The following is a 25,265-nucleotide window of genomic DNA, read 5'->3' as shown; positions in this document are numbered from 1 at the left end:
CCTACTGTTTCAACCGGCCTTGATGGCCGGTTTTTTTGTTGGTATTTCGAGCATTTACAATTAATTGGATTTCCAGTTTAATGATTTGCCCCCTAACCCTTGGGGCAGGAAGCAGGCCCGCGGAGCGGGTCGATAACAACAAAATCAGGGAAGATGAAATGAATCTCGCCAAGACGGCGATCGAACGCCCCATTTGGGTGGCGGTCTCGGTCGTGCTCATCTTTTTGGCAGGACTGCTCAGTATTCGCAGCCTGCCGGTACAGCTATTTCCCGACATAGACAGGCCCCATCTCAACATCTCTGTCTCCTGGCGCTCGGCCTCGCCCCAGGAGATGGAGTCCGAGATAACCGATCCCATCGAGCAGGAGCTGCAAGGGGTGCAGGGCCTCAAGAGCCTGACCAGCAACAGTTACCCCGGTTTCGTCGAGATGGATCTGGAGTTTGCCATCGGCACCGACATGCAGCGGGTTCAGCTGGAGATCATCTCCCGCCTGAACCGGGTCTCCGGTCTGCCGGACAACATAGATGGCCCCTATCTCAACAACTACAGCAGCAACGACACCCTCACCTTCTTCTTCATTCAGCAACTGCCGGGGGCCAAGGGAACCATCGATGATCAGCAGCCGCTGATCGAATCCAGGGTCAAGCCCGAGCTGGAGCGTATCCCCGGGGTCTCTACCGTGGAGATAGACGGCATCAATGCCCGCCAGCTCCAGATCCGCTTCGACCCCTATCGCGCCGCCGAGCTGGGGGTGGAGATCCCCGTGCTGGCGAGCCGGGCAGCGACCGGCTGGGACGTCTCCGCCGGTACCCTGGACATAGGACGCTGGGAATACAAGCTGCGCTTCGCGGGTCGCTACGATGTCGAGACCCTGGGGGACAAGGTGGTGGACTGGCGCGATGGCCTGCCCATTTACCTGCGTGATGTGGCCGAGGTGCGGCTGACCCGGGAGGCGTCCCCCGTGCTGCGGATCCAGAACGGCAACCAGGCTATTTCAGCCCAGATCTTCAAGGAGAATGGTGCCAATGCCCTGGCGGCCCTTGAGGCGATCAAGGCCAGGGTGGCGGATCTCAACCGCGAGGTGCTCGAACCCGCCGGGCTGCACATGGAGCAATCATTCGATGCCTCCCTCTATATCAATCGCGCCATCCACATGGTCACCGCCAACCTGGGGCTGGGGGTACTGCTCTCCTGCGCCATCCTCTGGGTCTTTCTGCGCCAGCTCAAGGCGACCCTGATGATAGCCCTCGCCATTCCCATCAGCATCATGTTGACCCTCTGCCTGCTCAAGCTGATGGACAGGACCCTCAACGTCATCTCTCTGGCCGGGATAGCCTTCGCGGTGGGCATGGTGCTCGATGCCGCCATTGTGGTGCTGGAGAGTATCTACCGGCGCCATGAGCGGGGGGACATCGACAAGGCGGGAGCAGCGCTGGCGGGCACCCGCCAGGTGTGGGCGGCGCTGGTGGCCTCGACCCTGACCACAGTCGCCATCTTCCTGCCGGTCTTGCTGCTCAATGATGTCGAAGGCCAGCTGTTTGCGGATCTGGCGCTGACCATTGCCTGCGCCGTGACCGTCTCCATGCTGGTGGCGGTCTCCGTGCTGCCGGCCGTGGCCTCGCGTTGGATGGGGCAAGACCGATTGACAGATCCCTATGCAGGCCATTGGCACAGGGCCACGATGCGCATCATCCACTGGACGCGCACCCCGACGCGGCGCTGGGTCATCATCCTTACCATGATGAGCCTGCCTGTGCTGGCGACCTGGGCCCTGCTGCCCAAGATGAACTACCTGCCGGATGTGAAGCGTGACGCCATCGATGTCTGGATGAGTTTTACCCCCGGCGTCAATCTCAAGGCCCAGCGCGAGGAGGTGATCGATACCCTGATCGCCCGTCTCGACCCTTACATGAGAGGAGTCAAGGAACCGGCGCTCAAGAACTACTACATCATGCGCTACCCGGGTGGGGCCCAGATTGGGGTGCGGGCCAGGGACGATGATCGCATCAAGGAGCTGGAAACCCTGCTGATGAAGGATCTGCTGCAGGGCATTCCCGATACCCGGGCCTTCGGTGGCCAGGGCTCGCTGTTTGGCGGCTTCGACAGCGAGAACGGGGTCGAGCTGTTGCTCCAGGGCGGATCCCTGCCTGCACTCTATCGGGCGGCGCGCACGGCCATGGAGATAGTCAAACAAGACTTGCCGGGCGCCCAGGTGCGACCCGAGCCCTCCCTGGATTTCACGGCCCCCGAGCTGCGGCTGGTGCCGCAAGACCGGCGCCTCGCCGAGGTGGGTTGGGATCGCGGCCCCATGCCGACCATCATCCAGACCTTCGGAGATGGCCTGCGGGTCGGCGAGTATTTTGATGGGGATGAGCGTTTCGACATCCTGCTGATGGGGCAGACCTCGGGCAATCCGGACGATCTGAAAGCGGTGCCCCTGGCCACCCCCAGGGGGGGCATAGTCCCCCTGGGGGAGCTGCTGAAGGTTGACCATGACATGGGTCCCTCCGGCATCTTTCGTGCCGACGGTCGTCGTAGCCTGAGCCTGCATATCACCCCACCGGAGGGGATGAGCATGGAGCAGGTGCTCGATACCCTCAAGGGCAAGAGCTTCGCCCGTATCCGGCCCGAGCTGCCGGCCGGGGGCGAGTTGCGGATAGTGGGCAATGCCGACAGCCTGCAACAGGCCCTCGGCAACCTGGGCAGCATCTTTCTGTTTGCGCTGGTGATACTGCTGGTGCTGCTCTGGGGGCTGTTTGCCTCGGTCAGGGATGCTTTGCTGGTGCTGCTGACCCTGCCGCTCGCCACCGTTGGTGGCGTGGTGGCCCTCAAGCTGAGCGGGCTGGTGGTACCGTTGCCGATGGATCTGCTCACCCTCATCGGCTTCGTCATCCTGCTGGGGCTGGTGGTCAACAATGCCATCTTGCTGGTGCACCAGACCCGCACGGCCGAGCGTGAGGGATTGGATCGCGGTGCGGCGGTGGCGGATGCGCTGCAGAGCCGGATGCGCCCTATCGCCATGACCAGCCTGACCAGCATCTTCGGCATGTTGCCCCTGATGCTGAGCCCGAGTGCGGGCAGTGAAATTTATCGGGGGCTGGCCACCGTCATCGTCGGCGGCATGAGTTGCAGTACCTTGTTTACGTTGATATTGCTGCCTGCCTTCCTGCGACTGGGAGAGCAGACGCCGGTCAGGGTTGCGCTGCGTCAGCGGGCCTGATGCGAGGTTGGACATGATGAGACTCGGATCCATGGATAAGGAGAGGAATGTGAACAAGATCATTGCCGGGCTGGTCCTGATGGCCAGCCTGCCACTCTGGGCAAAGTCGGTCACCCTGGCCGAGGTGACACAAGGGGAGGCCGGAGCCAGTCTTTGGGTCAGCGGCACTGTCGCGAGCCGTCAGCAGGCGGAACTCAGCGCCGAGTTCAGTGGTCGGGTCGAGTGGATAGCCGACTTTGGCAGCCGGGTTGAGGCGGGGCAGGAGTTGCTGCGCCTCGACGCCGCGGCGCTGCGTCTCTCCCTCGAGCAGGCCCGCGCCGAGCAGGCCAAGTGGGCCAGCAGCCTGCGTTTTGCCAAGGCGGAGTTCGAGCGCCAAGACAAGCTGCGCAAGCAGAACAATGCCTCCCTCAGCCAGTTCGACAAGGCGCGACTCGAGGTGGAACAGGCCAATTTGGCGTTGCAGCTGGCGAGCATAGCGGCGCGCCAGATAGAGGAGCAGATCCGCCGCAGCCATATTTATGCCCCCTTTGCCGGGGTGGTCAACAGTCACTTCATTCAGCCAGGTGAGCACGTGGATGCGGGGGAGAGGGCGCTGGAGCTGGTCAACCCGGATGCCCCGGATATCCGGTTGCAGGCCCCCATCGACTGGGCCCTGCGTCTGGCCCCCCAGACGACGCTCAAGGTCGAGGGAGGGGCGCTGCGGGGCGAGGCGACCTATTACCAGCGGGCGGCGAGCGCCGATCCCAGCTCCCGGCTCATCGAGCTGCGGCTCAAGCCGAGTCAGGGCCACTACATCATAGGGGCGCCGGTACGGGTCGCGCTGCCCATGGGGGAGCAGCAGACCATGTTGCTGCCCCGGGATGCCCTGGTGCTCAATACCCAGGGCAGCGTGGTCTATCGGGTCTTGGGGGAGGGGGGTGCCCTGACGGTGAGTCGGGTGCCGGTCACCATCTTGTTTGGCGACGAGCACCAGGTCGCCATCAGTGGCGATCTTAAACAGGGGGACAGGGTCGTGGTGCGCGGTGCCGGGACCCTGAGCGATGGCGACAAGGTCGAACTCTATCGCGGCAGTTGAGGTGCTCTCTTTTGAGGTCTCGGTTTGCTGGCTGGCAGCCACAAAAACGGCTCCCGCGGGAGCCGTTTTTCATCATGATGGCGGCAATTATTCGACCATCATCACCTTGCAGGTGTTGGTACTGCCCACGGTTTCCATCTTGTCGCCATGGGTCAGCAACACCATGTCGCCGCTCTTGAGCAGTCCCTTGGCCTTGAGCACTTCCAGGGCCTCGCGGCACACCTCGTAGACGGGGCGGCTCTCATCGGCATCGAACAGTACCGGGGTGACGCCGCGGTAGAGATTGGTCCAGGAGAGGGTCTTGGCGTGGGGAGACATGGCGAAGATTGGCAGGCCGGAGCTGATGCGCGACATCAACAGCGGTGTGGTGCCCGACTCGGTCAGCGCGACGATGGCCTGCACCCCTTCCAGGTGGTTGGCGGCATACATGGTCGACATGGCCACCGCCTCTTCCACCGAGGTGAAGGTGTAGTTCATGCGATGGTTGGAGACATTGATGCTGGGATGCTTCTCGGCGCCCACGCAGACGCTGGCCATGGAGGTGACCGTCTCGATGGGGAACTGGCCGGCGGCGGTCTCGGCGGAGAGCATGACGGCATCTGTGCCATCGAGCACGGCGTTGGCCACGTCCATCACCTCGGCGCGGGTCGGCAGCGGGGCGTTGATCATGGATTCCATCATCTGGGTGGCGGTGATGACGATGCGATTGAGGCGACGGGAGTGACGGATCAGCTTCTTCTGTACTCCGACCAGCTCGGGATCGCCAATCTCGACCCCGAGATCGCCCCGCGCCACCATGACGGCGTCGGAGCCGAGGATGATGTCTTCCATCGCCTCATCGGTGGCGACGGTTTCGGCGCGCTCGACCTTGGCGACTATCTTGGCGTTGGAGCCGGCCTCACGGGCCAGTTCGCGGGCATAGCGCAGGTCATCGCCGCAGCGGGGGAAGGAGACGGCCAGGTAGTCCACGTTCATGCGGGCGGCGGTCTTGATGTCTTCCTTGTCTTTGTCGGTCAGGGCCGGGGCAGAGAGGCCACCCCCCTGTTTGTTGATGCCCTTGTTGTTGGAGAGCGGGCCGGCCACGGTGACCGTGGTGTGGATGCGGCTGCCTGCCACGCGCTCAACCTTGAGCTGTACCCGACCATCGTCGAGCAGCAATACATCGCCTGCCACCACGTCATCGGGCAGGCTCTTGTAGTCGATACCAACCTGCTCCTGGCAACCATCACCCTTGCCGAGGGCGGCATCCAGGATGAAGCTGTCGCCGATGGCCAGGTAGATCTTGCCATCTTTAAAGGTGGAGACACGGATCTTGGGCCCCTGCAGATCCCCCATGATGGCGACATGGCGGCCCAGCTTGGCGGCGATGGCGCGTACCTGTTCGGCCCGCTGGATATGGTCTTCTGCACTGCCGTGAGAGAAATTCATTCGCACCATGTCGGCACCGGCGCGGATGATCCCCTCGAGGATGCCTTCGCGGTCGGTAGCAGGACCGAGTGTGGTCACAATCTTTGTACGTCTTGGCATGAAAGACTCCAGTTTGAAGTTGATATGACTTGAAATACTGTCCCGGCGGGCAGAGGCCCAAACGCCATCTGAGGGGATATTGTTGCTAAATGACAATACTACAGAATGGCGGCGGGTACACCTAGTGGGGGCGCAGGGCCCCCATCGACTCAGGCAGAGTGCGGTGTATCAAAGCGGGATTCGCGAAGACCTTCTTTGACCTTCTTCAGGTTTTCGCGAAATTTCATGCCACGGCGCAGGGTAAAACCGGTGGCCAGCACGTCCACCAGGGCGAGCTGGGCAATGCGCGATGCCATGGGCATGTAGACGTCGGTGTCTTCCGGCACATCCATGGAGAGCACCAGGTTGCACTCCCGGGCCAGGGGAGAGTCCTTGGCGGTCATGCCGATGACGGTGGCGTCATTCTCGCGGGCCAGGGCGGCGATCTCGACCAGGGCCTTGGTGCGACCGGTGTGGGAGATGAGCACCACCACATCCCCTTCGCTGCTGTTGATGCAGCTCATGCGCATCATGACGATGTCATCGAAGCTCACCACCGGGATATTGAAGCGGAAAAACTTGTTCTGGGCATCCCGGGCCACGGCGGAGGAGGCCCCCAGGCCGAAGAAACTGATCTTCTTGGATTGGGTCAGGATATCGACGCAGCGATTGATGGCGGAGATATCCAGGCTGTTCTTGGCCGCATCCAGACAGGCCATGGTGGACTCGAAGATCTTGGCGGTGTAAATCTCGGGGCCATCTTCGGCCTCCACGTGGCGATTCACATAGGGGGTGCCATTGGCCAGGCTCTGGGCCAGGTGCAGCTTGAAGTCCGGGAAACCCTTGGTATCGAGACGACGACAGAAGCGGTTGACCGTGGGCTCGCTGACATCGGCCAGCTTGGCGAGGGCGGCGATGCTGGAGTGAATGGCCGTCTGGGGAGAGGCGAGGATCACCTCGGCGACTTTGCGCTCCGACTTACTGAAACTTTCCAGATTGTTCGTAATCTTATCGAGGGTATTCATCATTACCACCAGGCTTTCTTGTAATTTAGCTTCAGTGTCTTTGCACTAAATAGAGGGCTAAAAAGGTTTCCAATTACACCAAGGACTATACAAGACAAGCGCTTATCGGCACTAATCTCGGCCCTGTAAAGTATGACTCATGTCTAATTATTTCGTTATTTTGGTTACAAATTTCCAGAACCCCTTTGAAACCGCTTACAAATGTTGCAAAGCAACAACACTGTGAGCCCGCGCACGTTTGTGGTGTCCAACTCCCCTCGCAAAGGAGCGCCTCGGGTAGAATCCCAGCCAAATAATAAGCTCGGGTGTCAGCACTGCCGGGCCCTTAACGAAGGAACGAAGGAGTGATTATGCAGCATACCCATGCCCTGGTTGGCGATGTGGGCGGCACCAACGCCAGGCTTGCCTTGTGTGAATTGAGCTCGGGCACCATCACCTTGCCCAAGACCTATTCCGGATTGGAGCACCCCTCCCTCGAGGCGGTGATCCGCCTCTATCTCGCCGAACATCAGGTGCCGGTGAGCGAGGCGTGCATCGCCATCGCCTGCCCGGTCAATGGCGACTGGGTGGCGATGACCAACCACAGTTGGGAGTTCTCCATCGCCCAGATGCAGGCCGACCTGGGACTGGCTCGTCTGCTGGTGATCAATGACTTCACCGCCGTCTCCATGGCCGTGCCTGTGCTTGGCGAAGATGACAGGATCCAGCTCGGTGGCGGCCAGGCTCAGGCTGGCAAGCCGGTGGCCATCTATGGTGCGGGCACCGGCCTTGGGGTCGCGCATCTTGTGCAGGCGGCGGGACAGTGGTTGAGCCTGCCGGGAGAGGGGGGGCACACGGACTTTGCCGCCAACACGGAAGAAGAGGATGCGGTGTTGCAGGTGATGCGCGCCGAGCTGGGTCATGTCTCGGCCGAGCGCTTCCTCTCAGGTCCCGGGCTGGTGAATCTCTACCGCGGCCTGGTCAAGTCCGATGGTCGCGAGCCTGCCGAGTTGGCGCCAAAAGACATCACAGAGCGGGCGCTGGCGGGTGACTGCCTCGATTGCCGCCGCACCCTTAGCCTGTTCTGCGTCTTGATGGGGCGTTTCGCGGGCAATCTGGCGCTCAACATGGGCACATTCGGCGGCGTCTATATTGCTGGCGGCATAGTGCCGCGCTTCCAGGCGTTCTTCCTCGCCTCGGGTTTTCGGGTGGCCTTCGAAGACAAGGGGCGGTTCAAGCCCTATCTCAAGGAGATCCCGGTCTTCCTCATCACCCATCAGGGACCGGGTCTGCTCGGGGCGGGGGCCTATCTGCGTCAGGCCATGGGGATAGCGCTCTGATTCAGCCCCAATTAAGCCACGGCGGCTTATAGTGAACCCACGCATTCAAGACCCGTGAGGTCCGCAGGACGCGGAGTAGCGAGTCACCCGCTGAGTGTGTTTGTCACCTGACAAAGCCTGAACTGTATTTACCGGCCTTATGGCCGGTTTTTTTTATGTCTGCGATTTATGTCGGCAGATGGAAGGGATGAGGCTTAGAAGCCGCTCTCCCGTAGCAACACCGAGGCGAGCTGGGTCGCCGCCTCGCCGAGCAGGCTGCGCTCGCTGCCGCTCAGCACCACCTTGCCCCGGGTTTCGCGCAAGCTGGCGGGGGCCTGATTGAGCTGGACGCGCACCAGGAACAGGGTCTGAGTGGGCACCAGATCCTGCCCCTGATTGCTGGTGGCGATGGGGCCGCCGAAGTGGGAGCTGAGCATGGGATACTTGATCTTGCCAGCCCGGGTGGGGGCTATGTCGACCAGGGTGCCCAAGAGGGGAGTGGGGACACCGTCCGGGTAGAAGCGCACCGGGCTGCCCAGTTGCAGGCGGGCCACATCGTCGGCGGCCACATACGCATCGAGCTGCCAGTGGTCGGGATCGATCAGTATGCCGACCGCCTGCTCGCTGTTGAGCCACTGGCCCGGCTGCCATTGGGGATCCACATCCAGCCAGAGGCCATCGAAGGGCGCCTGCAACTTGAGCCGGGCAATTTCGGCGCGGGTGGCACTCGCCTCCCGGTATTGCACCCGCAGCCGCTCTTTCGTCGCCGTCTGCTCATTGAGCCCCAGGGGATCATCCACCATGCCGCCCAGGCGAGCGCCGTAGCTCTGTATGCTCTGCTCATTGCTTTGCACCTTCCAGGCCAGATCAGGATCCACCAGTTGCAGCAGCGGCTCCCCCGCCTTGACCGGGCCTGTGGGTCGCAGGGCGTCCAGCTGGGCGGGGAAAGGGGTAAATACCGGCAGCTGCCGCTCGGCACGGGCCACGCCGCTGCCCTTGATCTCGCTGTGCCAGGGCAGGGCCAGCAGGGTGAACAGGGTGATCAGGATAAGGCCGAGCCAGAGCCGACGAGGCCGGGCGACCTTGGCCCGCTCCTGCCACCAATGTTTGAGCTCCCGCCAGACGGGCAGGAGGATGAACCAGCTGATTTCGACGCAGAACAAGAGGATCCCGAGCAGCTTGAAGAAGAGTAAATAGACGGCGACGGCGATACCGAGGAAGAGCACCAGTCGATAGAGCCAGGTCACCATGGCGAACATGATCAGCAGGCGGCGTTTGGATGCGGGGAAGGGCTCGGGCCAGGGTTCCATCAGGCCGAGCAGACGGCGGCGCATGGCGACCCGGGCCAGGGCCGAGGCCCGTTCATGCAGGTTCGGGAAGTTGAGCAGATCCGAGAGGATGAAATAACCATCGAAGCGCATGAAGGGGCTGGCGTTGAGGGCGAGGGACAGTATCCAGCTGGTGGTGGCGAGATAGAGCAGGCCGTTGCGCAGCGCCCCGTCTGCGCACAGGGCCCAGCCCAGGGTGGCGAGCCCGGCAAGGGCCAGCTCGGTCAGTATGCCGGCACTGGCGATGGCGAGTCGCTGACGGGAGTGCGCCAGCTTCCAGCTCTCGCTGGTGTCGGTATAGAGCATGGGCCAGAGCACCACGAAGGCTATTCCCATGTGGGCAACCCTGACCCCCTGGCGCGTCGCCACCAGGGCGTGGCCCATCTCATGGAGCGTCTTGGCCAGGGCCAGCGCCAGGGCGAAGCTCAGCAGTCCATCGAGGGAGAACGACTCCACCACCGCATGGCTGAACTGATCCCACTGCTGCAATACCAGCAGTATGCCAAGCAGACTGGCGCCCACTACCAGCCAGCCGGTGAGGGGGTGGAACAGCCAGCTGAGCCGGCTAGCCAGCGCTTGCAGCCGGGCCTGGGGGCGCAGCAGCGGCACCCGGAAGAAGAGGTAGTGGTGCAGCCACCAGCGGCCGGTGAGCCAGGCTTTGCCCTCGCTCGCCAGGCGCAGTCGCTCCACGGCTTGGGGACTGGGGCGCAGCAGCTGGTGGCGCTCTAGGAACTGGCAAAAACCCAATATCTGTTCCACCTCGGGGTGCAGGGCCGTCTCGGCGGCGATGGCCTGCTGCAAGCGGCGGGGGGTCTGTCCGGCCCAGCGAACCAGGCATTCGAACTCAAACCAGCCGATACGGTAGAAGCGATTGACGACCTTGTCCTGGATCAGCCAGGCCGGTTCCCCATCCGGGTTGCGGCCGGTTGGACAGAGCTGCAGATCGTCACGCAGGGCTGGCAGGGGGAAGTCGGCGGGATCCAGCATCAGAGCCCGCTCCAGGCCCGCAGGGCGGCCAGGGGGCGGCGCAGCAGATAGTAGCCGAGCAGCACGCGCTCGCCATAGAGCTTGGCGGTGCCGTGCAGACCAAGCCGGGCGTGGGCGGGGGCTTCCTCTATGCTGGCCAGCAGGCGATAGGCAACCACCCCTTCGGCGTTGGTCTGCGCCTGATAGCTGGTCTCCAGTATCTTGCCGCGCAGGGGCTGCAAGGGGTAAGCCGTGAGGAAGAGCGCCACCTCGGCGCCGGGCTCAAGGGCGATGGCATCGGCCACCGGCAGATGGATGCGCATGGCGGGGCGGGTGGGATCTGCCAGCTGCATGATGCGCTCCCCGGTCACCACCGGCTTGCCGAGCCAGTCATTGGCATCGCTGAACACGGCGACCCCGGCGGCGGGGGCCACAACCTGGCTGCGACCGAGCTGCAACTGGACGCCGTTGAGCTCGGCCCGTTTCTGCTGGGCGCGGCCGCTGAGCAGGGTCAGCTCGCGCCGACTCTGGGGATTGTCGAAGGCGCGCTGGCTGGCGGCAAGCAGCTCGGCGTCGGCGACGGCGACCTCCTGGGTCAGCACCTCGGCGCGGTTGCGAAGGGTGGTCTCATCGAGTCGAAACAGCGGCGTACCGGCACTGACTGCCTGGTTGGGACGCACCGCCACCTCGGCAATGACCCCCGCCAGCGGACTGCTGATCACCTGACTCTGGCGCGACACTATCTCGGCCGGTGCCAGGGCGCTCTGTCTCACAGGGATGAGCAGCATGAGCCCGGCCACCAGGGCCAGCAGCAGCAGTTGGCGTCGACTCGGGCGCCAACCCAGCAGGCGTGGCTTGTGAGTCAGGCTATGCCAGCAGTAGGCCCAGGTCTGCCAGACCCCCTGCATCAGGGTCAGCAGGGCTTCGGGCGGCTCAGCCTCGAGCAGCAGACAGACCAGGCCGAGCCTGGTCCCCTCTGCCTGCTGGATGGGGATGCACAAGACGCCGTCCGGCCACCATTCACTCCAGCCATCGGCCAGCGATTCGGGCAGGTCGAGCGCCTCCCTTGCCAGCCAGCGCGGTGCGCTGTCGACCAGCTGCTCATTGATCCAGCGGCTCGCCTGCTCCAGCCAGATAAGGTAGGGCGAGTCCTCGCTCGGGCGGGCCAAACCCGAGACGCAGAGCAGCTCCTGGGCCTGACCGTGGTGGGCGAAGACCAGGGCCTGATGGAAGGGCAACAACTGATAGAGGTCATTGGCCATGGAGAAGGCGAGGGCGTTGAGACTGGTCGCCGCCATGGCCCTGTCCCGCAGCGCGGTCAGGGCCAGCAGCAGCTGGGGAGAGGGGAGGCGTTCCGTCATTGGGTCAGGCGGGCGACGCCACTCATGCCGGCGACCAGCTCGGGATAGGATGCCTCCAATTTGGCCTCCAGCTCGACGGTCTGGGCCACGGCATCGACCCTGGCATTGATCCGGCTCACCTTGGCCGGGTAGGCTTTGCCCGTCTCGAGCACGCTGACCTCGAGGGATTGGCCCTCCTTGAGGGTGGGTAGCAAGCGGGAGGGCACGTTGAGCCTTACCTTGAGCGGGCCATCACTGACCAGGTCGAACAGCGGGGTGCCGGCGCTCATGGTCTGATAGGGCTTGGCCTGTACCTGGGCAATGCGGCCAGCAAAGGGTGCCTTGACGTCGCAATAGCTGCTGCGGGTACGGGCCAGGGCATCGGCCCCCTCGGCCCGCTGTACCCCGGTGGCGGCGATGGCGACTTCGAGATCGCCGACCGCATCAAGCTTGCGCAGGCTCTTTTTTGCACTGAGATCCTGGCGAGCCATCTGCAATTCGGCGCGGGCGACCCTGGCCTGCGCCTCTCCCTCCCGGCAGTCGAAACGGGCCAGGGTGGCCCCCTTCTTCACCGTTTGGCCGAGCCGTCCCTGGAGTTCGCCCAGGGTGCCGCTCATCTGGCTGGAGAGGGTGGCCTCCAGCTCGGCGGCGAGCAGGATGCGGATCGCATTGGGATCATCCTGGGCCGCGCCCAGGTTGAGGGGCGGTGGTGTGGCCGGGGTGGGACTCTCGGCCTGGGCCGTCAGGGGCAGCATGAGCGCCAACCACAGCCAGGGCCCGAATGGGCGCCCGGGCTTAGCGTGCAAGGGCATAGGGAACTCCTCTATTGGTACCAATCAGTTCCTGGCTTGCCTGGCGCTTCATGGTCACTTCGATGGCATGAGACAGGGTCTTGATGTCGTTCTGGGCGATCTCATCCGGTTGCACATCCAGGCCGACCGAGTTGTAGAGACGGCCCCAGGCCGCCTGGGCTTGGGAGTAGGCGGCCTCGCGCTGATAGCGCGACAGCAGGTAACGCCCCTCGGCCCGGATCACCTCGAGTTCGGAACCCTGACGGCTGGTACTGGCGGCCTGGGCATAGCTGAGCAGGCTCTCATCGACCCGCAGGCTCTCGTCGGCGAAGGCGACCTCCTGGGAGGCCAGGTTATAGCGCAGCACCCCGACCCTGACCTGGGTCAGCACCGCCATGGAGAGGGCGACCCGGCGTGCATCATCGGTGGCTTCCTGCGACTCTTCCATGCCCCAGATGGCGGGCAGTTGCAGGAACTTGAGCAGGTTGAGGGAGACCTGCAACCCCGCCTCGGACCAGTGGTTGTTGTAGAGATATTTGTTTGAGTCGTAGTTGTAACCCCAGTTCAGCCCCACGTTGGGCCACAGCTCCGCCTTGGCGATCTTGATGTCTTGCTGGTTGGCGCGCTTGCGATACCACTCTTCCATGATTTCGGGGCGGTTCTCCAGGGCCATCTGCTCCAGATTATCAACCCGTTGGGTCAGGATCGGCAGACTGGGCTCGGGGTCGTCGGCCAGCACCATCTCGCTGCCGGGGGGCAGGGACATGAGGGCGGAGAGCTCGGCGCGGGCGAACTCCAGATCCTGACGACGCTGGTTGAGCAGGGAGACGGAGTCGATCAGTGCTCGTTGGTAAGCCAATGCCTCTTGCCGTGGCATCAACCCCTGAGTTTCGGCCTGACGGGCCGAGTCGAGGGCCATCTGGGTGCGGGTCATCAGCTTGTCGACCTGAGGCAGCAACCGCTGGGCGCCGAGGGCGCGCCAGTAGGCACTGCGCACATCCTGCAGCACGTTCTGGGAGACCTTGCGACGACGCTCTTCGGCCATCATCACCTGATCCCCCTTCTGCTGACTGCGGTAGTAGGCCACGCCAAAATCGAGCAGGCTCCAGCTCAGCCCCAAACCACTCAGGTCGCGGTAGCGCTCCTGAGAGGTTGAGGCCCGCAGACTCTCTTCCCCGTCCTCGATGCCGATCGAGGTGCCGCCCGACTCATTGCTGCGGCTGGCGTAACCGGCCGAGGCGACCACTCGGGGCAGCATCTCATAGCTGGAGAGGTCATGGAGATCCGAGGCCAGCGCGCCTTCCATCAGCTTGAGGCGATAGTCCAGGTTGTATTTGAGCGCCCGGGCCGCCGCCTCGTAGAAGGTGATGGGATGAGTGACAGGTTCTTGCTGGCCATACATGAGTTTTCGGTCCAGGCGGATCCTGTCTTGTTTATCCTGCTGGGTATAAACCTCCGGCGGCAGGGCGCTACAAGCGCCCAGCAGCAGGGTGGAGGCGAGGGTAAGTGGTCGAAGAGCGTGTCTTGGCATCATCTGTCCTTAGAATCAAACGCCTGAATTGGTCACAAAGGGCTGATTGTCCCCTTTGGGCTGGGCGGAACGCCCGGCGGCTTCTTGTAGTTGTCTGGTAAAGCTGTTGGCTTTGGTCGGCCGCTCGCCCTGGGACGAGGGGGCCTTCATGTCTTGTGGCGTCAGGGCAAACACCGATTCGTCACTGAGCAAGCAATCGGCATTGAGATCGACCCGGCCATGGCGGCCGAGGAAGCTGGCCAGATCCAGCTCCTGTGCCATGGCGCTCTCCTGCACGCTCAGCCCGACGAAGGTGCCTTCTATCTGGCCAAGGCCCTGGCCGATGCTCTGGCTGCGGATCTCGGGGGGCATGCCGAAGAACAGCTGGCTGCCGTCGGAGCGATCGCCGCTGGCATCGAGCCCCAGTCCGACCCGTTGCACTTCTGGGGTGACGAAGATGGCTGGCGTGATATCGGGTAGCCCCGTCTGCCGATCATTGTCTATCTCCCTGTCGAGCCGATGAGGGCCAACCCCTCCTTTTTCGGGAGGCGGCACGTAGGGCGCGGAGATGTCCAGATGGATCACCCGCTGGGCCAGGTCTGTGGCATCGCTGCCATCAATCAGGGTGTAAGTGAACACATCCTGCAGCACCTGTCCCAAACCTGCGGCGGCCAGCACTTCCCTGTTGGTCAGGTCAATGGTGTAGCTGTAACTGCCATCCCCATTGAGGGTGAGCCAGCCGTAGCGACCGGCCAGGGGTTGGCCGAGTTGACCTGCCTGGCCACTGCCGCTCTCGGTGCCACTGCGCACCCCTGTGACCCGCAGGGGATCATTGGCATCGACATCGCTGTCGTTGGGCAGCACATTGCCCGAGGTATGAGGGGGTTGCACCTGATCATTGGCGAGCGAGCTGTCATCCTGGGCGACGGGATTGTCATTGGCACCCTGGATGACGACGGTCAGCCGCGCTTCCGAGAAGGCCCCTGCCTGGTCACGCATCCGGTAGCTGAACACTTCGGTGAGGGTCTGGTTGGCCGAGCGCAGCGCCTCGACCTCGGGATTATCATTGTCGACCAGATACTGATAGCTGCCGTCGCTATTGAGGATCAGCTGACCATAGCGCCCATGCAGAGTCTGGCCCGCATTGACGCTGACACCGGCGGCGCTGGTGACGGTGAGTACCGCCTTGGTTTCCCCATTGGCCTGGCTGTCCACATCGGTATCGTTGTCCAGCACATTGCCAGCGGGATCCAGACCGGCGCCTGTGTTGTGAACGCCACCGGTTTCAATGGCGGTGGTGGTGTCATTGACGGCGATGGGGGTGTCGTTGCTGCCGCGAATGGTCAGGGTCAGGGTGCTGGCGCTGCCGACCCCCCAGATATCTTCAATCTGATAGCTGAAGACCTCGACCAGGGTCTGATTGGGGCCGCGCAGAGCCTGCACCTCGGCCAGGCTGTTATCCAGGCTGTAGTGCCAGCTGCCATCGGCATTCATCACCAGATCCCCATAGCGGCCATGCAATACGGTGCCGAGACTTGCCCCCTGGCCACTGCTGTTCTGGACCCCGGTCACCGTCAGGGCATCCCCTTCCAGATCGGTATCGTTGCCAAGCACGTTGCCACTGGGATCAAGACCCGGCTGGCCGTTATTGAGCCCACCTGCCTCTATCACCTGAGCCTGATCCGGGTTGGCGACGGGGGCATCGTTGCGTCCCCGTATGATGATGCTGAGCTGGGCCAGGTCGACGCCGCCAGCGAGATCCTGTGCCTGATAGGTGAAGTTGTCTCTCAGGGTCTGCAGGGGGGCCAGGCCTTGCACATCGCCATTGTTGATATCCAGCACATATTGGTAGTGGCCGTCGAGGTAGAGCGTCAGGGTGCCGTACTGGCCGGTCAAGACCAGAGGGGTGCCTTGAGTGACGGAGGCCAGGCTGCCACCGGCCTGCTCTTCACCGGTGCGGCCTGCCGTCAGGGTAAGGCTGTCCCCCTGATCGACATCTCTGTCATTGGTGAGCAGATTGCCACTGGGGTTGCTGACATTGCCTGCGCCATTGTCGGCCACGGCGATACCGATATTGTTCTGGGCCAGGGGGGCATCGTTGGCCCCTTCGATGCGGATGGTCAGATTGGCCGCGCTGGTGACACCACTGGCATCGCCCATGCTGTAGCTGAAACGGTCTATCAGGATATCGGCGCTGGTACGCAGGGCTTGCACCGCCGCCAGGCTGTTGTCGATCACATAGGTGTAGCTGCCGTTGGCGTTGAGGGTGAGCCAGCCATAGGTGCCTCTGAGCTGGTTGCCCAGCGTTCCCGTGGTGCCCGCGCCCGTGGTGGTACCGGTACGTACTGTATTGACAGTTTTCGTCTCGCTGCTATTGGCCGAATCGGGGTCAGTGTCGTTGCTCAGCACATTGCCGATGGCATTGCTGCCTGGGGTGGTGTTGTTGACGCCCCCCGCCTCGACGGCTGTGCCGGTATCATTGGCTGCCACCGGTGTGTCGTTTCGGCCCTGAATGGTGATGGTCAGAGTCGACGCGCTGACCAAGCCAGCCAGATCCCTCATCTGATAGTCGAATACCTCGCTGAGCGTCTCCCCTGGCCGCAGCTTTTGCACATCGGCATTGCTGTTGTCGAGTACATAGCTGTAACTGCCATCCGCGTTGAGGGTAAGGGTGCCATAGAGCCCGTTGAGGGCCGTGCCGGGGGCGGCGTTGTTGCCAGTGAAACTGACGCCGGTGACGGTGGGTTGCTCACCGTAGCGATCCGGATCCGTGTCGTTGCTGAGCACATTGCCGGTTGGGTTGCTACCTGCGGTACCATTGTTGAGGCCACCTGCCTCGATGGCGGTGCCTGCATCGGCGACGGCAGTGGGGGCATCATTGGCCCCCTGAATGGTGATGGTGATGCTGGCCGAACTGCTGGCGCCATTGGCATCAACCATGGTGTAGCTAAAACCGTCACTCAGGGTATTGCCCGACAGGCGCAGGGCCTGCACCGTCGCCAGGCTGTTATCGACCTCATAGGTGTAGTTGCCATCACTGTTGAGGGTGAGCCAGCCGTAGGTGCCCCTGAGCGGACTGCCCAGGGTGCCCGCGGTGCCACTGCCGGTGCTCACTGTCGTGACACTCTGACGCTCATCGACGTTGGCGGACTCGGGGTCGGTGTCGTTGCCCAGCACATTGCCGGTGGCATTGCTGCCCAGGGTGGCGTTATTGATGCCTCCCGCCTCGACGGCTGTGCCGGTATCATTGACGGCTACCGGGCTGTCATTACGCCCTTCAATGGTGATGGTCAGGGTCGAGGCGCTGATCTGGCCGCCCAGATCCGTTATCTGGTAGTCGAACAGTTCGGTGAGGGTATCTCCGGGTAAGAGCTGCTGCACGGTCGCGTTGTTGTTGTCGAGCACATAGCGATAACTGCCATCCGCGTTGAGGGTGAGGGTGCCATAGAGCCCGTTGAGGGCTATGCCGGGGGCGACGTTGCTGGCACCGAAGCTGACGCCGGTCACGGTGAGCTGCTCGCCATTGAGATCCGGATCCGTGTCGTTGCCGAGCACATTGCCGACTGGATTGCTGCCAGCGGTACCATTGTTGAGGCCGCCCGCCTCGATGGCGGTGCCTGCATCGGCGATGGCGGTGGGGGCATCGTTGGCCCCCTGAAGGGTGATGGTGATGTTGGCCTGGCTGGTGGCGCCTGCGGCATCGATCAAGGTATAGGTAAAGCTGTCTGTCAGGGTATTGCCCAACAGGCGCAGAGCCTGCACCGCCGCCAGGCTGTTATCTATCTCATAGTCATAACTGCCGTTGGCATTGAGGGTGAGCCAGCCATAGGTGCCCTTGAGCGGGTTGCCCAGGGTGCCAGCGGTGCCCGTGCCGCTGGTGGTACCGGTGCGCACCGCGCTGACGGCTTGGGTCTCGTCGAGGTTGCTTGCATCCGGGTCTGTGTCATTGTCGAGCACGTTGCCGCTGGCATTGCTGCCCGGCGTGGCATTGTTGATCCCTCCCGCCTCGACGGCCGACCCCGTATCATCCACCGCCACGGGGGCATCGTTGGTGCCATTGATGGTGATGACCAGGGCGGCGATATCATTGAGGTTGCCACGATCCGTGGCTCTGTAGCTGAAGGTCTCGGTGAGGGTGTCTCCTGCCCGCAGTGCCTGGACGGTGGCATTGCTGTTGTCAATCACGTAGCGATAGCTGCCATCGGCACCCAGGGTCAGGGTGCCGTACAGACCGATGATCACGGCGCCATTGGCGCTGGTGCTGTCTGCGGGCACGTCGGTTATCTGGCTGAGATTGGTGTCCGGCCCCAGGGCCACCTTGCTGACGTGGCTGCTGTCCCCGCTATCGATGTCACTGTCGTTGCCCAGCACATTGCCGGTGGCATTGGTGCCTGCCTGGCCGACTCCCTGCTCGGTGGCACTGCCGATGTCATCGCTGGCCACAGGGGCATCGTTGGCCCCCTGGATGGTGATGATGAGACTGGCCTGGCTGCTGGCACCGTCGATATCCAGCAGTTGATAATCGAACTGCTCGGTCAGGGTGTCGCCACTGAGCCGCAGGGCCTCCACCTCTGGGTTGCTGTTGTCGACCACATAACGGTAACCGCCCCCGGTCAACAGATAGAGGGTGCCGTATTTGCCCTCAACAGTGACGGGATTATCGACCGAATTTGGGGTGGCACTGTTGCCGGTGGCCACACTGGCAACCAGTCCCAGGTGCAAGATGTCGCCATTGGTGGCGATATCCACATCGGTGTCATTGCTGATCAGATTTCCCTGAGGGTCATTGCCAGGCACTGTGTTGGCCGTACCACCGGCCTCGATGGCGGTGGCGCTGTCGTTGTTGGCAACGGGGGTGTCATTGACCGGATTGATGGTCATGAGGATGCTGGTGGTGGCAGTCAGGGCATCCTCGGCGTTGCCGGGAGTGCCGTCACCATCGAGCTTGTCACCAAACTGGCCATTGTCATTGACCAGGACAGAGAGGGTATCAGTGCCGTTGAAATCCTGATTGCCACGGTAGTTGAGGGTCAGCAGGGCGGCATTGAGGGCGGCCAAGTTACCGGTCAGCACCAGCTGGGCGCCGCCATTATTGGTGACGACACTCAGGCCAGTTGCACTGCCCAGAGAAAGCACCCCATGACCCACTGTCAGGGTGAGGGTCAGGGCGCCGCTGCCCGCATCTATGTCGGCGACCGAGAGGCCAACCAGCGCCAGGTCGAGATCCTCATCCACGCTCTGGGCAGGGGTGGTGTTGCCAAGGGTGGGGGCATCGTTGAGTTCCACATAACCGATATTGGCCCCATCTTCATACTGGCCAGTGTTTATCCCAGATTCGGTGAGCGCTATGCCAACCTGACCCAGGTCGCCACCATCGCTGTCGATGCGGACCTGCAAGGTGCCCGCGCTGGCATCGGTGATGGTGGTGCCAGCCGGTCCGTCGAGGCGATAGACGCCCGAAGGCAGTATGCCGAATGAGAAGTGGCCGCTGCCATCCGTAGTGGTGACAAAGCTCTGGTTATCACCAGTGGTGGTCAAGTCGTTATCCAAGCCGCCCCAGACCAGGGTCACCGTCTGATTGGCAAGCCCCGGGCCATCGGGGCTGGTGCTGCCGGTGGCGCTGGCGGTGTCATTCCAGAGGGTGCCGCTGATGATCCCTAGCCCGGCTGCGCTGGTGAGCACGTAGTTGTTGAGGGTATTGCCCTGACCATCCTGGCCGGTACGCTCGCCGCTGGCGGTACCATCAACGCCAACGTTGTCGCCACCCCAGGTTGTGAAGCTGTCCGGCAGGCTGGACCAGCTCAGGCTGGCATCGGTGCCGGCAATGGTCGCCCCGTTTGGCAAGTCGACCTGATAGACCAGGTCACCTTGGCCCCTGCATCCAACTGAGAGAAGTCGACGGCAAAACTGCCCCCTTGGGTGACACTGATGGTGACGCCGGGTGGCAGACCAAAGTTGTTGCCGCTGTCGCTGCTGTCATAGGTGTACGTTGTACCGCCCAGCTCAATGATCAGGCTGTTGAGGGCATAGTTGCTGCCACCGGGGAAGCCATCGGTCAGGCGAGGCTCGAAGGCGGTCATGCCCCCATTCTGCTCGAAGCTTATCTGCACCACGGCGCTGCCGGTATTGCCTGCCGGGTTGGGATTAAAGGCGATCACCTCTTTGTCGAGGTTGGCAAAACCAGGCTCAATGATGTCCTGATAGACCACTTGGCTGATACCGCGCTGCACCAGGTTGTCGGGATCGACACCAACATAATCCTTGGCGCTGACCTCAAGCTGGGTACCAGCCTGGTTGCCCAGGCTGTTATCGACCCGCACGTTGAACTCGATGGCGATCCCTTCCTGATCGAGATCGGCATCGAGGTTACTGATGTCGCCCAACCGGAAGATAATGGTCTGGTTGCCATCGGCATCGGTCACTATCTCTATCTGGCCTGCGGCCAGCAGCCCGGCTAACTCGTTGGCCAGGGTGGAGGAGATGGCCTGGGCGGCGCTGCTGGTCTCGTCGCCAGTGACATCGGCACCCGTGATGGCGGTGCCGCTCAAGCTGCTGGTCAGACCGCCATTGGAGATGAGGGCGAGGCGCACCTGATCCTTGTCGATGAAGCTGAGCCCCTTGGGCAGGCTTATCCGCAATTCATAGTTGTCATTTTCCCCTTGCGGGAGCAGGGCCACCACCTTGTAGCGGATGATCTCGCCGACCGTGACCTGTTCATGGCTGGCATTGGTGGCACCACCGCCGGTTTCGGTGACACCACCCACCCGGGAGATAAAGATGCCGCTGGCGATGGGGATCAGCCCCTGGCTGACGGCTCGATAGTCATTGAGCACGTCACTACCCGGTACACCATCGGCGCCGGTCCGCTCACCGGCGGGGTCGGCGCTGGTGCCGACACTGCCATCGAGGCTGGTCCATTGGACTTCGACCTGGTTGGGAAGCTGGGCCAAGTTGGTGGCGCTGGCATTGACTACCCCGTTGATCACCAGGGTCAGTTGCTTGCCCACGGCGATATCGAGATTGGCATTGGCCTTGGTCTGCAATTGGCCGCCCACTATCTCGAACTGGCTGCTGACATCGACGCCATCATAGATGACCGAGTCCAGGCTGTAGTTGCTGAGCTGGCTGGGCAGCAGATCGCTCAAGCGGATGTCGAAGGCATCCAGAGGCCCATTGTTGCTGATCACTATCTTGACACTGACGCCGTCCCCTTGCTGGAAGCCATAGGGCGGCGGCGTGATCAGCAGGTCCTGGCTGACGGTGAGCTTGGGTTCCTGAATAATGGCATTGGGGGCCGGGGTCGCAGTGATGTCTCGCACCAGTGCCGCACCACCGGCTAGGTCGCCATCGGGATCCTGATAGTGCAGGACGGCGCCATTGCTGAGGGTGGTGCCGTCCTGATTGCTGAGCACGTTATCGGCGATGAGCCTGACCCTGATGGTGAAGCTGTTGTTCCCTGCGTTGTCATCGGCATTGGCGCCGCTGACACTGAAGCTGAAACGGGCATCGACACCGTTACTGCCGATAGTCCCCCCTATTCCACTGAGGAGAGGGTCACTGACCGAGCCGCCAAATCCGGTGAGGATCAGGTCATAACCCTTGCCGCCGTTGTAGCTGGTATCGAGCTTGAAGCCGGGCGGAATGAGGTTGTCAATGTTGAGCTGCTGGGTGCTGCCTTCGGGCAGGGTCACCACTATGTCGTAGCCCATGCTCTCGCCAATCACCAGATTGGCGCCCGAGGTATGGCCCGCGCTGGAGGCGTTGCCTGCATTGCCGCCGGTGAAATCGATGCTGATGGTGGGGGCAGCGACTTGCTCGCTTGCCGTCTCCGTCAAGTCGGTGGGGGTGAAGTCATCACCGTTATCAATGCTGGCATAGTTGCTCAGCACAGCGCTGGTCTCCAGGGTGCTGCTGGCATTGATGTTGTCGGCAACCGTCACATCGTAAGTGATGATCACCAGGTTGCTGCCAGCCAGGTCGGCAGCGGTGCCATCGCGTCCTGCCAGCAAGGTGGCTTGCCCCCCCGCATCGAGGAAGCTGATGGTGTTGCCGTTCACCTGATAATCGGTACCCAGTACAAGCGGGGTGCCATCTCCACGGTAGATCTTCAGATTGGCATCGGCCAGGGTGCCATTCAGGAAGGAGAGGCCGGCGGGCAGATTGATGCTGGTGACGACATCGAAGGCGCCGCCACCACCGCGGTTTTCAATGGCGGTCGCCAGGCGCAGGGCATCACCGCCATCTATGCCACTGACATTGCCATTCACCGCATTGATATCGGTGACTGTGCCAGTGAAGGGCATGCCGCCACTGCCCGGTTGCTGCCAGCTACCCGTGGTACCGCTCACCGTGCCGTTGTTCGATGAGACGACACCGTGGCCGATGGCGAGATCCGGTTCGGCGATGGAGGTAATGACGGTGACGTCCGAACTGCTGAGCTGGGTCTTGTCGAGGGTGGTCACCTGACTCGACTGGGCCAGCACATCGAGCTCGCGCTGGTCGGCAAAGGGTTGATCGCCAACGGTGAGGGTGAACTGTATTTCGATGCGGGTGCCGTTCAGATCACTGGTGTCATAGCTACCGAAGTCGAAGATGAGTGAGTTGCCCGGCCCATTGGTGACACTGATGATATTGCCCAGGTTGGTGTCACCGCTGCCGAAGTGCCATTGGCCGACGCCGCTGCCTGCGGACCAGTTGATGCCGCTGAGATCGAACAGGGGCAGGGGCAGATAGGCGGTGAGTTTGAACTGTTCATAGTCCCCGGTCACCAGATCGTAACTGAGCTGGAAGGTGACATCGTCGCCGGGGTGCAGCTCGACGGCGCCTCCGGGATTCGCGCTCCCATTGATATCGACCAGATCGATGACAACCTGGCTGGTGGGGATGCGGGTGGTGGTCTGGGAGCTGTCGGACTCGCTACCGCCGGTCAGGTTGATGCTGCTTTCGACTATGGTGGCGGTGACGCTGGCGCTGTTGCCAATGGCATCCCCCTCATTGATCTCGCTCTGGGGATTACCGGCCGGGGGGGTATAGCTTTGGCTGATCAGGGCGCTGTAGCTCAGCAGCGCCAGGGTGGCACCCTGCTGCTGACTGTCATTCAGGGCAAGATCGCCGGCCAGCCAGCTGATGAGTTGATTGGCATTGGCCAGGGACTGGCCGATGTCGAAGGTGATGCTGGTGGTGCCATCGGCATTGAGGGTGGCAGTGTAGACCAGGGTGATGGTCTCACCTGTGGCGCTGCCATTGCGAAACAGGGTCAGGGTCGGGACACCGGTCAGGGTCTGACCATCACTCAGGGTGTCGGTCACCACAAACTGGCCTTCGCCGAAGGTGGTTTTGCCAAAGGCAAAGTAATCAGACAGCGCCATATTGACCCTGTAATCCAGGGTATCTCCCGGACTGATGCCCGCCTTGCCGCCATCGACGCTCAAGGTGACATCTTTTTGCAGGGTGATGGAGCGGGCAGTGAAGGTCACTGTGTCACCTTGGCCTGCAAAATCGATGCTGGTGGCCGGTGCCGTGACATCCCGGCCATCGAGAGGCACCCACTCACCCTTGCCAGTGGGGGCGTCGATCACTATCTGCACCGCATCGCCGCTGTTGGGGTCTATCACCTGCTCGCCATTGGCATCGGCATCGGGCACGTAGAACTTGACCTGCGTGTCGGTCGCCATTGTCAGCGTGCTGTATTCGACCGTGAAGGCGCTGATAAAGAGGCTGTCACTATTGATGGCGGCATCCATCAGCGCCGGGTTGGTGATGACGCGACCATCGGAGAGGGTGATGGAGGTCAGGGTGCCATTGGCACCAGGGATGATGGCAGTCACCTGCATATTAGGCGGCAGAGTCTGGCTGATAACCACATTGCTCAAGGGCTGGCCATCGGCCGGGATGGCGGTCAGGGTCAGGGTATGGTTGAAGTTGGGCCCGGTGGCGGTCTCTCCTTCGCGCATATCAAGGCTCTGCTCGAAGCTGATAACCGTCGGGTTGACCACAAAGGTATGAATGCTGCTCTCGACCAGGCTGGGGTCAGCCTGGGGGTTGTTGAGGGAGTCATTGCCGAACTGGAAGCCACTGCGCGTCCCTATGGTCAGGGCTGGCGAGCCATTGGAGTAGCTGGTATCGGCCAGATTGCTCAGACGCGCCGTGACATCGATGGCGATGTCCGGCTGCCCCTGGCTCAGGCTGCCAAAGGGGATCTCCAGCACTATCATGGTATCCCCGGCCCTGAGCCCGACATCGCTTGCCTTGATGATGAGCGGATTACCATTGTTGTCGACCGCGAGGGGATGAGTCGCGTTGCCCGAGGCATCGAAGGTGACCTGATGGAACTTCAGGGTCTGATCCAGGTAGGTTGCCTTGACGAAACTGATGCCATCGTCGCCATCCTTGCCGGTGCTGGGCAGATAGAGATCCACATAGGGGGCATAGCCTACCTGGCTGGATCCGTTGCTGAGGTTAACGGTGAATTCGAAGCTGTCACCGAGCAGCACATCCGAACTGCCCTGGCTCAGGCTGGTCTCGGGACTGGCATTGGCAAGCAGGCTGTCAAAAGCTTGTACGGCCTCCCGGCTGAGGGCCAGGGGTTGATCGATGAGGCCGCTACGCACCTCCAGATCCCAATCGCCACCCTTCTCCCTGGCGCCGGTATCATCGCTGGAGGCCGCTACATCGGCACCGGTCCACTTGGCCAGGGCGCTGACCAAGGCCTGACCCGCATCGCCCGCACCGACTCAGCAACCGTACAGCTGAATATCTGCATCATCGCTCAGATGGCTTTGCCAGCCTTGCAACTGTTGGGAGACGCTGGTCAGGCTATCGGCCGTGAGGGTGCGATCCCCCAGAGTGAACTGTCCGGCGGCGCCGTGGGAGAGGATCTGGATGGCATCGACCTGGCCCAGCTCGGCCAGTTTGGCCCCTATGGCACTCAGGGCGTCGGTGTTGCTGTCGATGACAAGCAGGCTGACGTTGCTGCCGAGGTGCTTGGTCAGCTCGCTGGCCTGCTCGATACGGGCATCGACGACCAGCAACTGGCGGGGTTGGCCGCTTTGATTCGGCTCGGCGTGATCAGGCGCTGTCTGGGATGCGTCCTGATTATCCTGGCTCTGATGGTCAACGGCGACGGCGGCTGCGCCATCGAACAGAATGCGTGGCTCCAGGGCCAGCATCTGTTGATGGGGTCTGAGCATTGCAGATGAAAAGGGC

Annotated in this window: 10 protein-coding genes and 1 pseudogene; 3 read left to right on the top strand and 8 right to left on the bottom strand. The window is 62.4% G+C overall.

Annotated features, from left to right (window positions below; all coding sequences use genetic code 11):
- Positions 1 to 158 precede the first annotated feature (158 nt).
- Together BN1130_RS04550 and BN1130_RS04545 are read left to right on the top strand one after the other, a co-directional pair.
- Positions 159 to 3,221 carry an efflux RND transporter permease subunit gene (locus tag BN1130_RS04550; RefSeq protein WP_042040594.1) on the top strand — a complete coding sequence of 1,021 codons (3,063 nt, stop codon included), beginning with the start codon at positions 159 to 161 and terminating at the stop codon, positions 3,219 to 3,221.
- Between the two features lie 79 nt (positions 3,222 to 3,300).
- Positions 3,301 to 4,296, top strand: a complete 996-nt coding sequence (locus tag BN1130_RS04545; protein ID WP_157013923.1) for an efflux RND transporter periplasmic adaptor subunit — start codon at positions 3,301 to 3,303, stop codon at positions 4,294 to 4,296.
- A gap of 87 nt (positions 4,297 to 4,383) precedes the next feature.
- Here BN1130_RS04545 and pyk read toward each other — a convergent pair whose 3' ends face one another.
- Both pyk and BN1130_RS04535 read right to left on the bottom strand, forming a co-directional pair.
- Positions 4,384 to 5,823, bottom strand: a complete 1,440-nt coding sequence (pyk, locus tag BN1130_RS04540; RefSeq protein ID WP_042040591.1) for a pyruvate kinase — start codon at positions 5,821 to 5,823, stop codon at positions 4,384 to 4,386.
- A 149-nt stretch (positions 5,824 to 5,972) separates the two neighbouring features.
- The gene (locus BN1130_RS04535; protein WP_198135231.1) at positions 5,973 to 6,827 is read right to left on the bottom strand and encodes a MurR/RpiR family transcriptional regulator; all 855 of its coding nucleotides are present in this window, start codon (positions 6,825 to 6,827) and stop codon (positions 5,973 to 5,975) included.
- Between the two features lie 350 nt (positions 6,828 to 7,177).
- On the opposite strand from BN1130_RS04535, the gene glk reads away from it, so the two are divergent.
- The gene (gene glk / locus BN1130_RS04530; protein ID WP_042040589.1) at positions 7,178 to 8,146 is read left to right on the top strand and encodes a glucokinase; all 969 of its coding nucleotides are present in this window, start codon (positions 7,178 to 7,180) and stop codon (positions 8,144 to 8,146) included.
- Between the two features lie 194 nt (positions 8,147 to 8,340).
- Here glk and BN1130_RS04525 read toward each other — a convergent pair whose 3' ends face one another.
- The 6 genes and pseudogenes from BN1130_RS04525 to BN1130_RS23100 all read right to left on the bottom strand — a co-directional run bounded on the left by BN1130_RS04525 (position 8,341) and on the right by BN1130_RS23100 (position 25,228).
- A complete protein-coding gene (locus tag BN1130_RS04525; protein WP_042040588.1) occupies positions 8,341 to 10,440 on the bottom strand; it encodes a site-2 protease family protein in 2,100 nt (699 codons plus the stop codon).
- A complete protein-coding gene (locus tag BN1130_RS04520; RefSeq protein ID WP_042040587.1) occupies positions 10,440 to 11,780 on the bottom strand; it encodes an efflux RND transporter periplasmic adaptor subunit in 1,341 nt (446 codons plus the stop codon). Before BN1130_RS04520 ends, BN1130_RS04525 begins: the two co-directional genes overlap by 1 nt.
- Positions 11,777 to 12,571, bottom strand: coding sequence for an efflux RND transporter periplasmic adaptor subunit (locus tag BN1130_RS04515; protein ID WP_084218134.1), 795 nt, complete (start codon positions 12,569 to 12,571; stop codon positions 11,777 to 11,779). Before BN1130_RS04515 ends, BN1130_RS04520 begins: the two co-directional genes overlap by 4 nt.
- Positions 12,555 to 14,081, bottom strand: a complete 1,527-nt coding sequence (locus BN1130_RS04510; protein WP_042040585.1) for a TolC family protein — start codon at positions 14,079 to 14,081, stop codon at positions 12,555 to 12,557. The genes BN1130_RS04515 and BN1130_RS04510 overlap by 17 nt, the downstream gene beginning before the upstream one ends.
- Positions 14,082 to 14,096: 15 nt before the next feature.
- Positions 14,097 to 19,904, bottom strand: a complete 5,808-nt coding sequence (locus tag BN1130_RS22585) for a cadherin-like domain-containing protein (protein ID WP_198135230.1) — start codon at positions 19,902 to 19,904, stop codon at positions 14,097 to 14,099.
- A pseudogene (locus BN1130_RS23100) lies at positions 19,862 to 25,228 on the bottom strand (DUF4347 domain-containing protein). Before BN1130_RS23100 ends, BN1130_RS22585 begins: the two are co-directional and overlap by 43 nt.
- Positions 25,229 to 25,265: the final 37 nt, after the last annotated feature.

The organism is Aeromonas rivuli, assembly GCF_000820045.1.
Classification (GTDB): domain Bacteria; phylum Pseudomonadota; class Gammaproteobacteria; order Enterobacterales; family Aeromonadaceae; genus Aeromonas; species Aeromonas rivuli.
The sequence above is the reverse complement of the archived record's forward strand: the minus strand, read 5'-3'. Positions and strand labels throughout refer to the sequence as shown.

Excerpts from the sequence above, each read along its gene's own strand:
- BN1130_RS04520 (WP_042040587.1), bottom strand. The coding sequence starts at position 11,780 with ATGACGGAACGCCTCCCCTCTCCCCAGCTGCTGCTGGCCCTGACCGCG.
- BN1130_RS04535 (WP_198135231.1), bottom strand. The coding sequence starts at position 6,827 with ATGAATACCCTCGATAAGATTACGAACAATCTGGAAAGTTTCAGTAAG.
- BN1130_RS04510 (WP_042040585.1), bottom strand. The coding sequence starts at position 14,081 with ATGCCAAGACACGCTCTTCGACCACTTACCCTCGCCTCCACCCTGCTG.
- BN1130_RS04545 (WP_157013923.1), top strand. The coding sequence starts at position 3,301 with ATGGCCAGCCTGCCACTCTGGGCAAAGTCGGTCACCCTGGCCGAGGTG.
- BN1130_RS04525 (WP_042040588.1), bottom strand. The coding sequence starts at position 10,440 with ATGCTGGATCCCGCCGACTTCCCCCTGCCAGCCCTGCGTGACGATCTG.
- BN1130_RS04550 (WP_042040594.1), top strand. The coding sequence starts at position 159 with ATGAATCTCGCCAAGACGGCGATCGAACGCCCCATTTGGGTGGCGGTC.
- pyk (WP_042040591.1), bottom strand. The coding sequence starts at position 5,823 with ATGCCAAGACGTACAAAGATTGTGACCACACTCGGTCCTGCTACCGAC.
- BN1130_RS04515 (WP_084218134.1), bottom strand. The coding sequence starts at position 12,571 with ATGCCCTTGCACGCTAAGCCCGGGCGCCCATTCGGGCCCTGGCTGTGG.
- glk (WP_042040589.1), top strand. The coding sequence starts at position 7,178 with ATGCAGCATACCCATGCCCTGGTTGGCGATGTGGGCGGCACCAACGCC.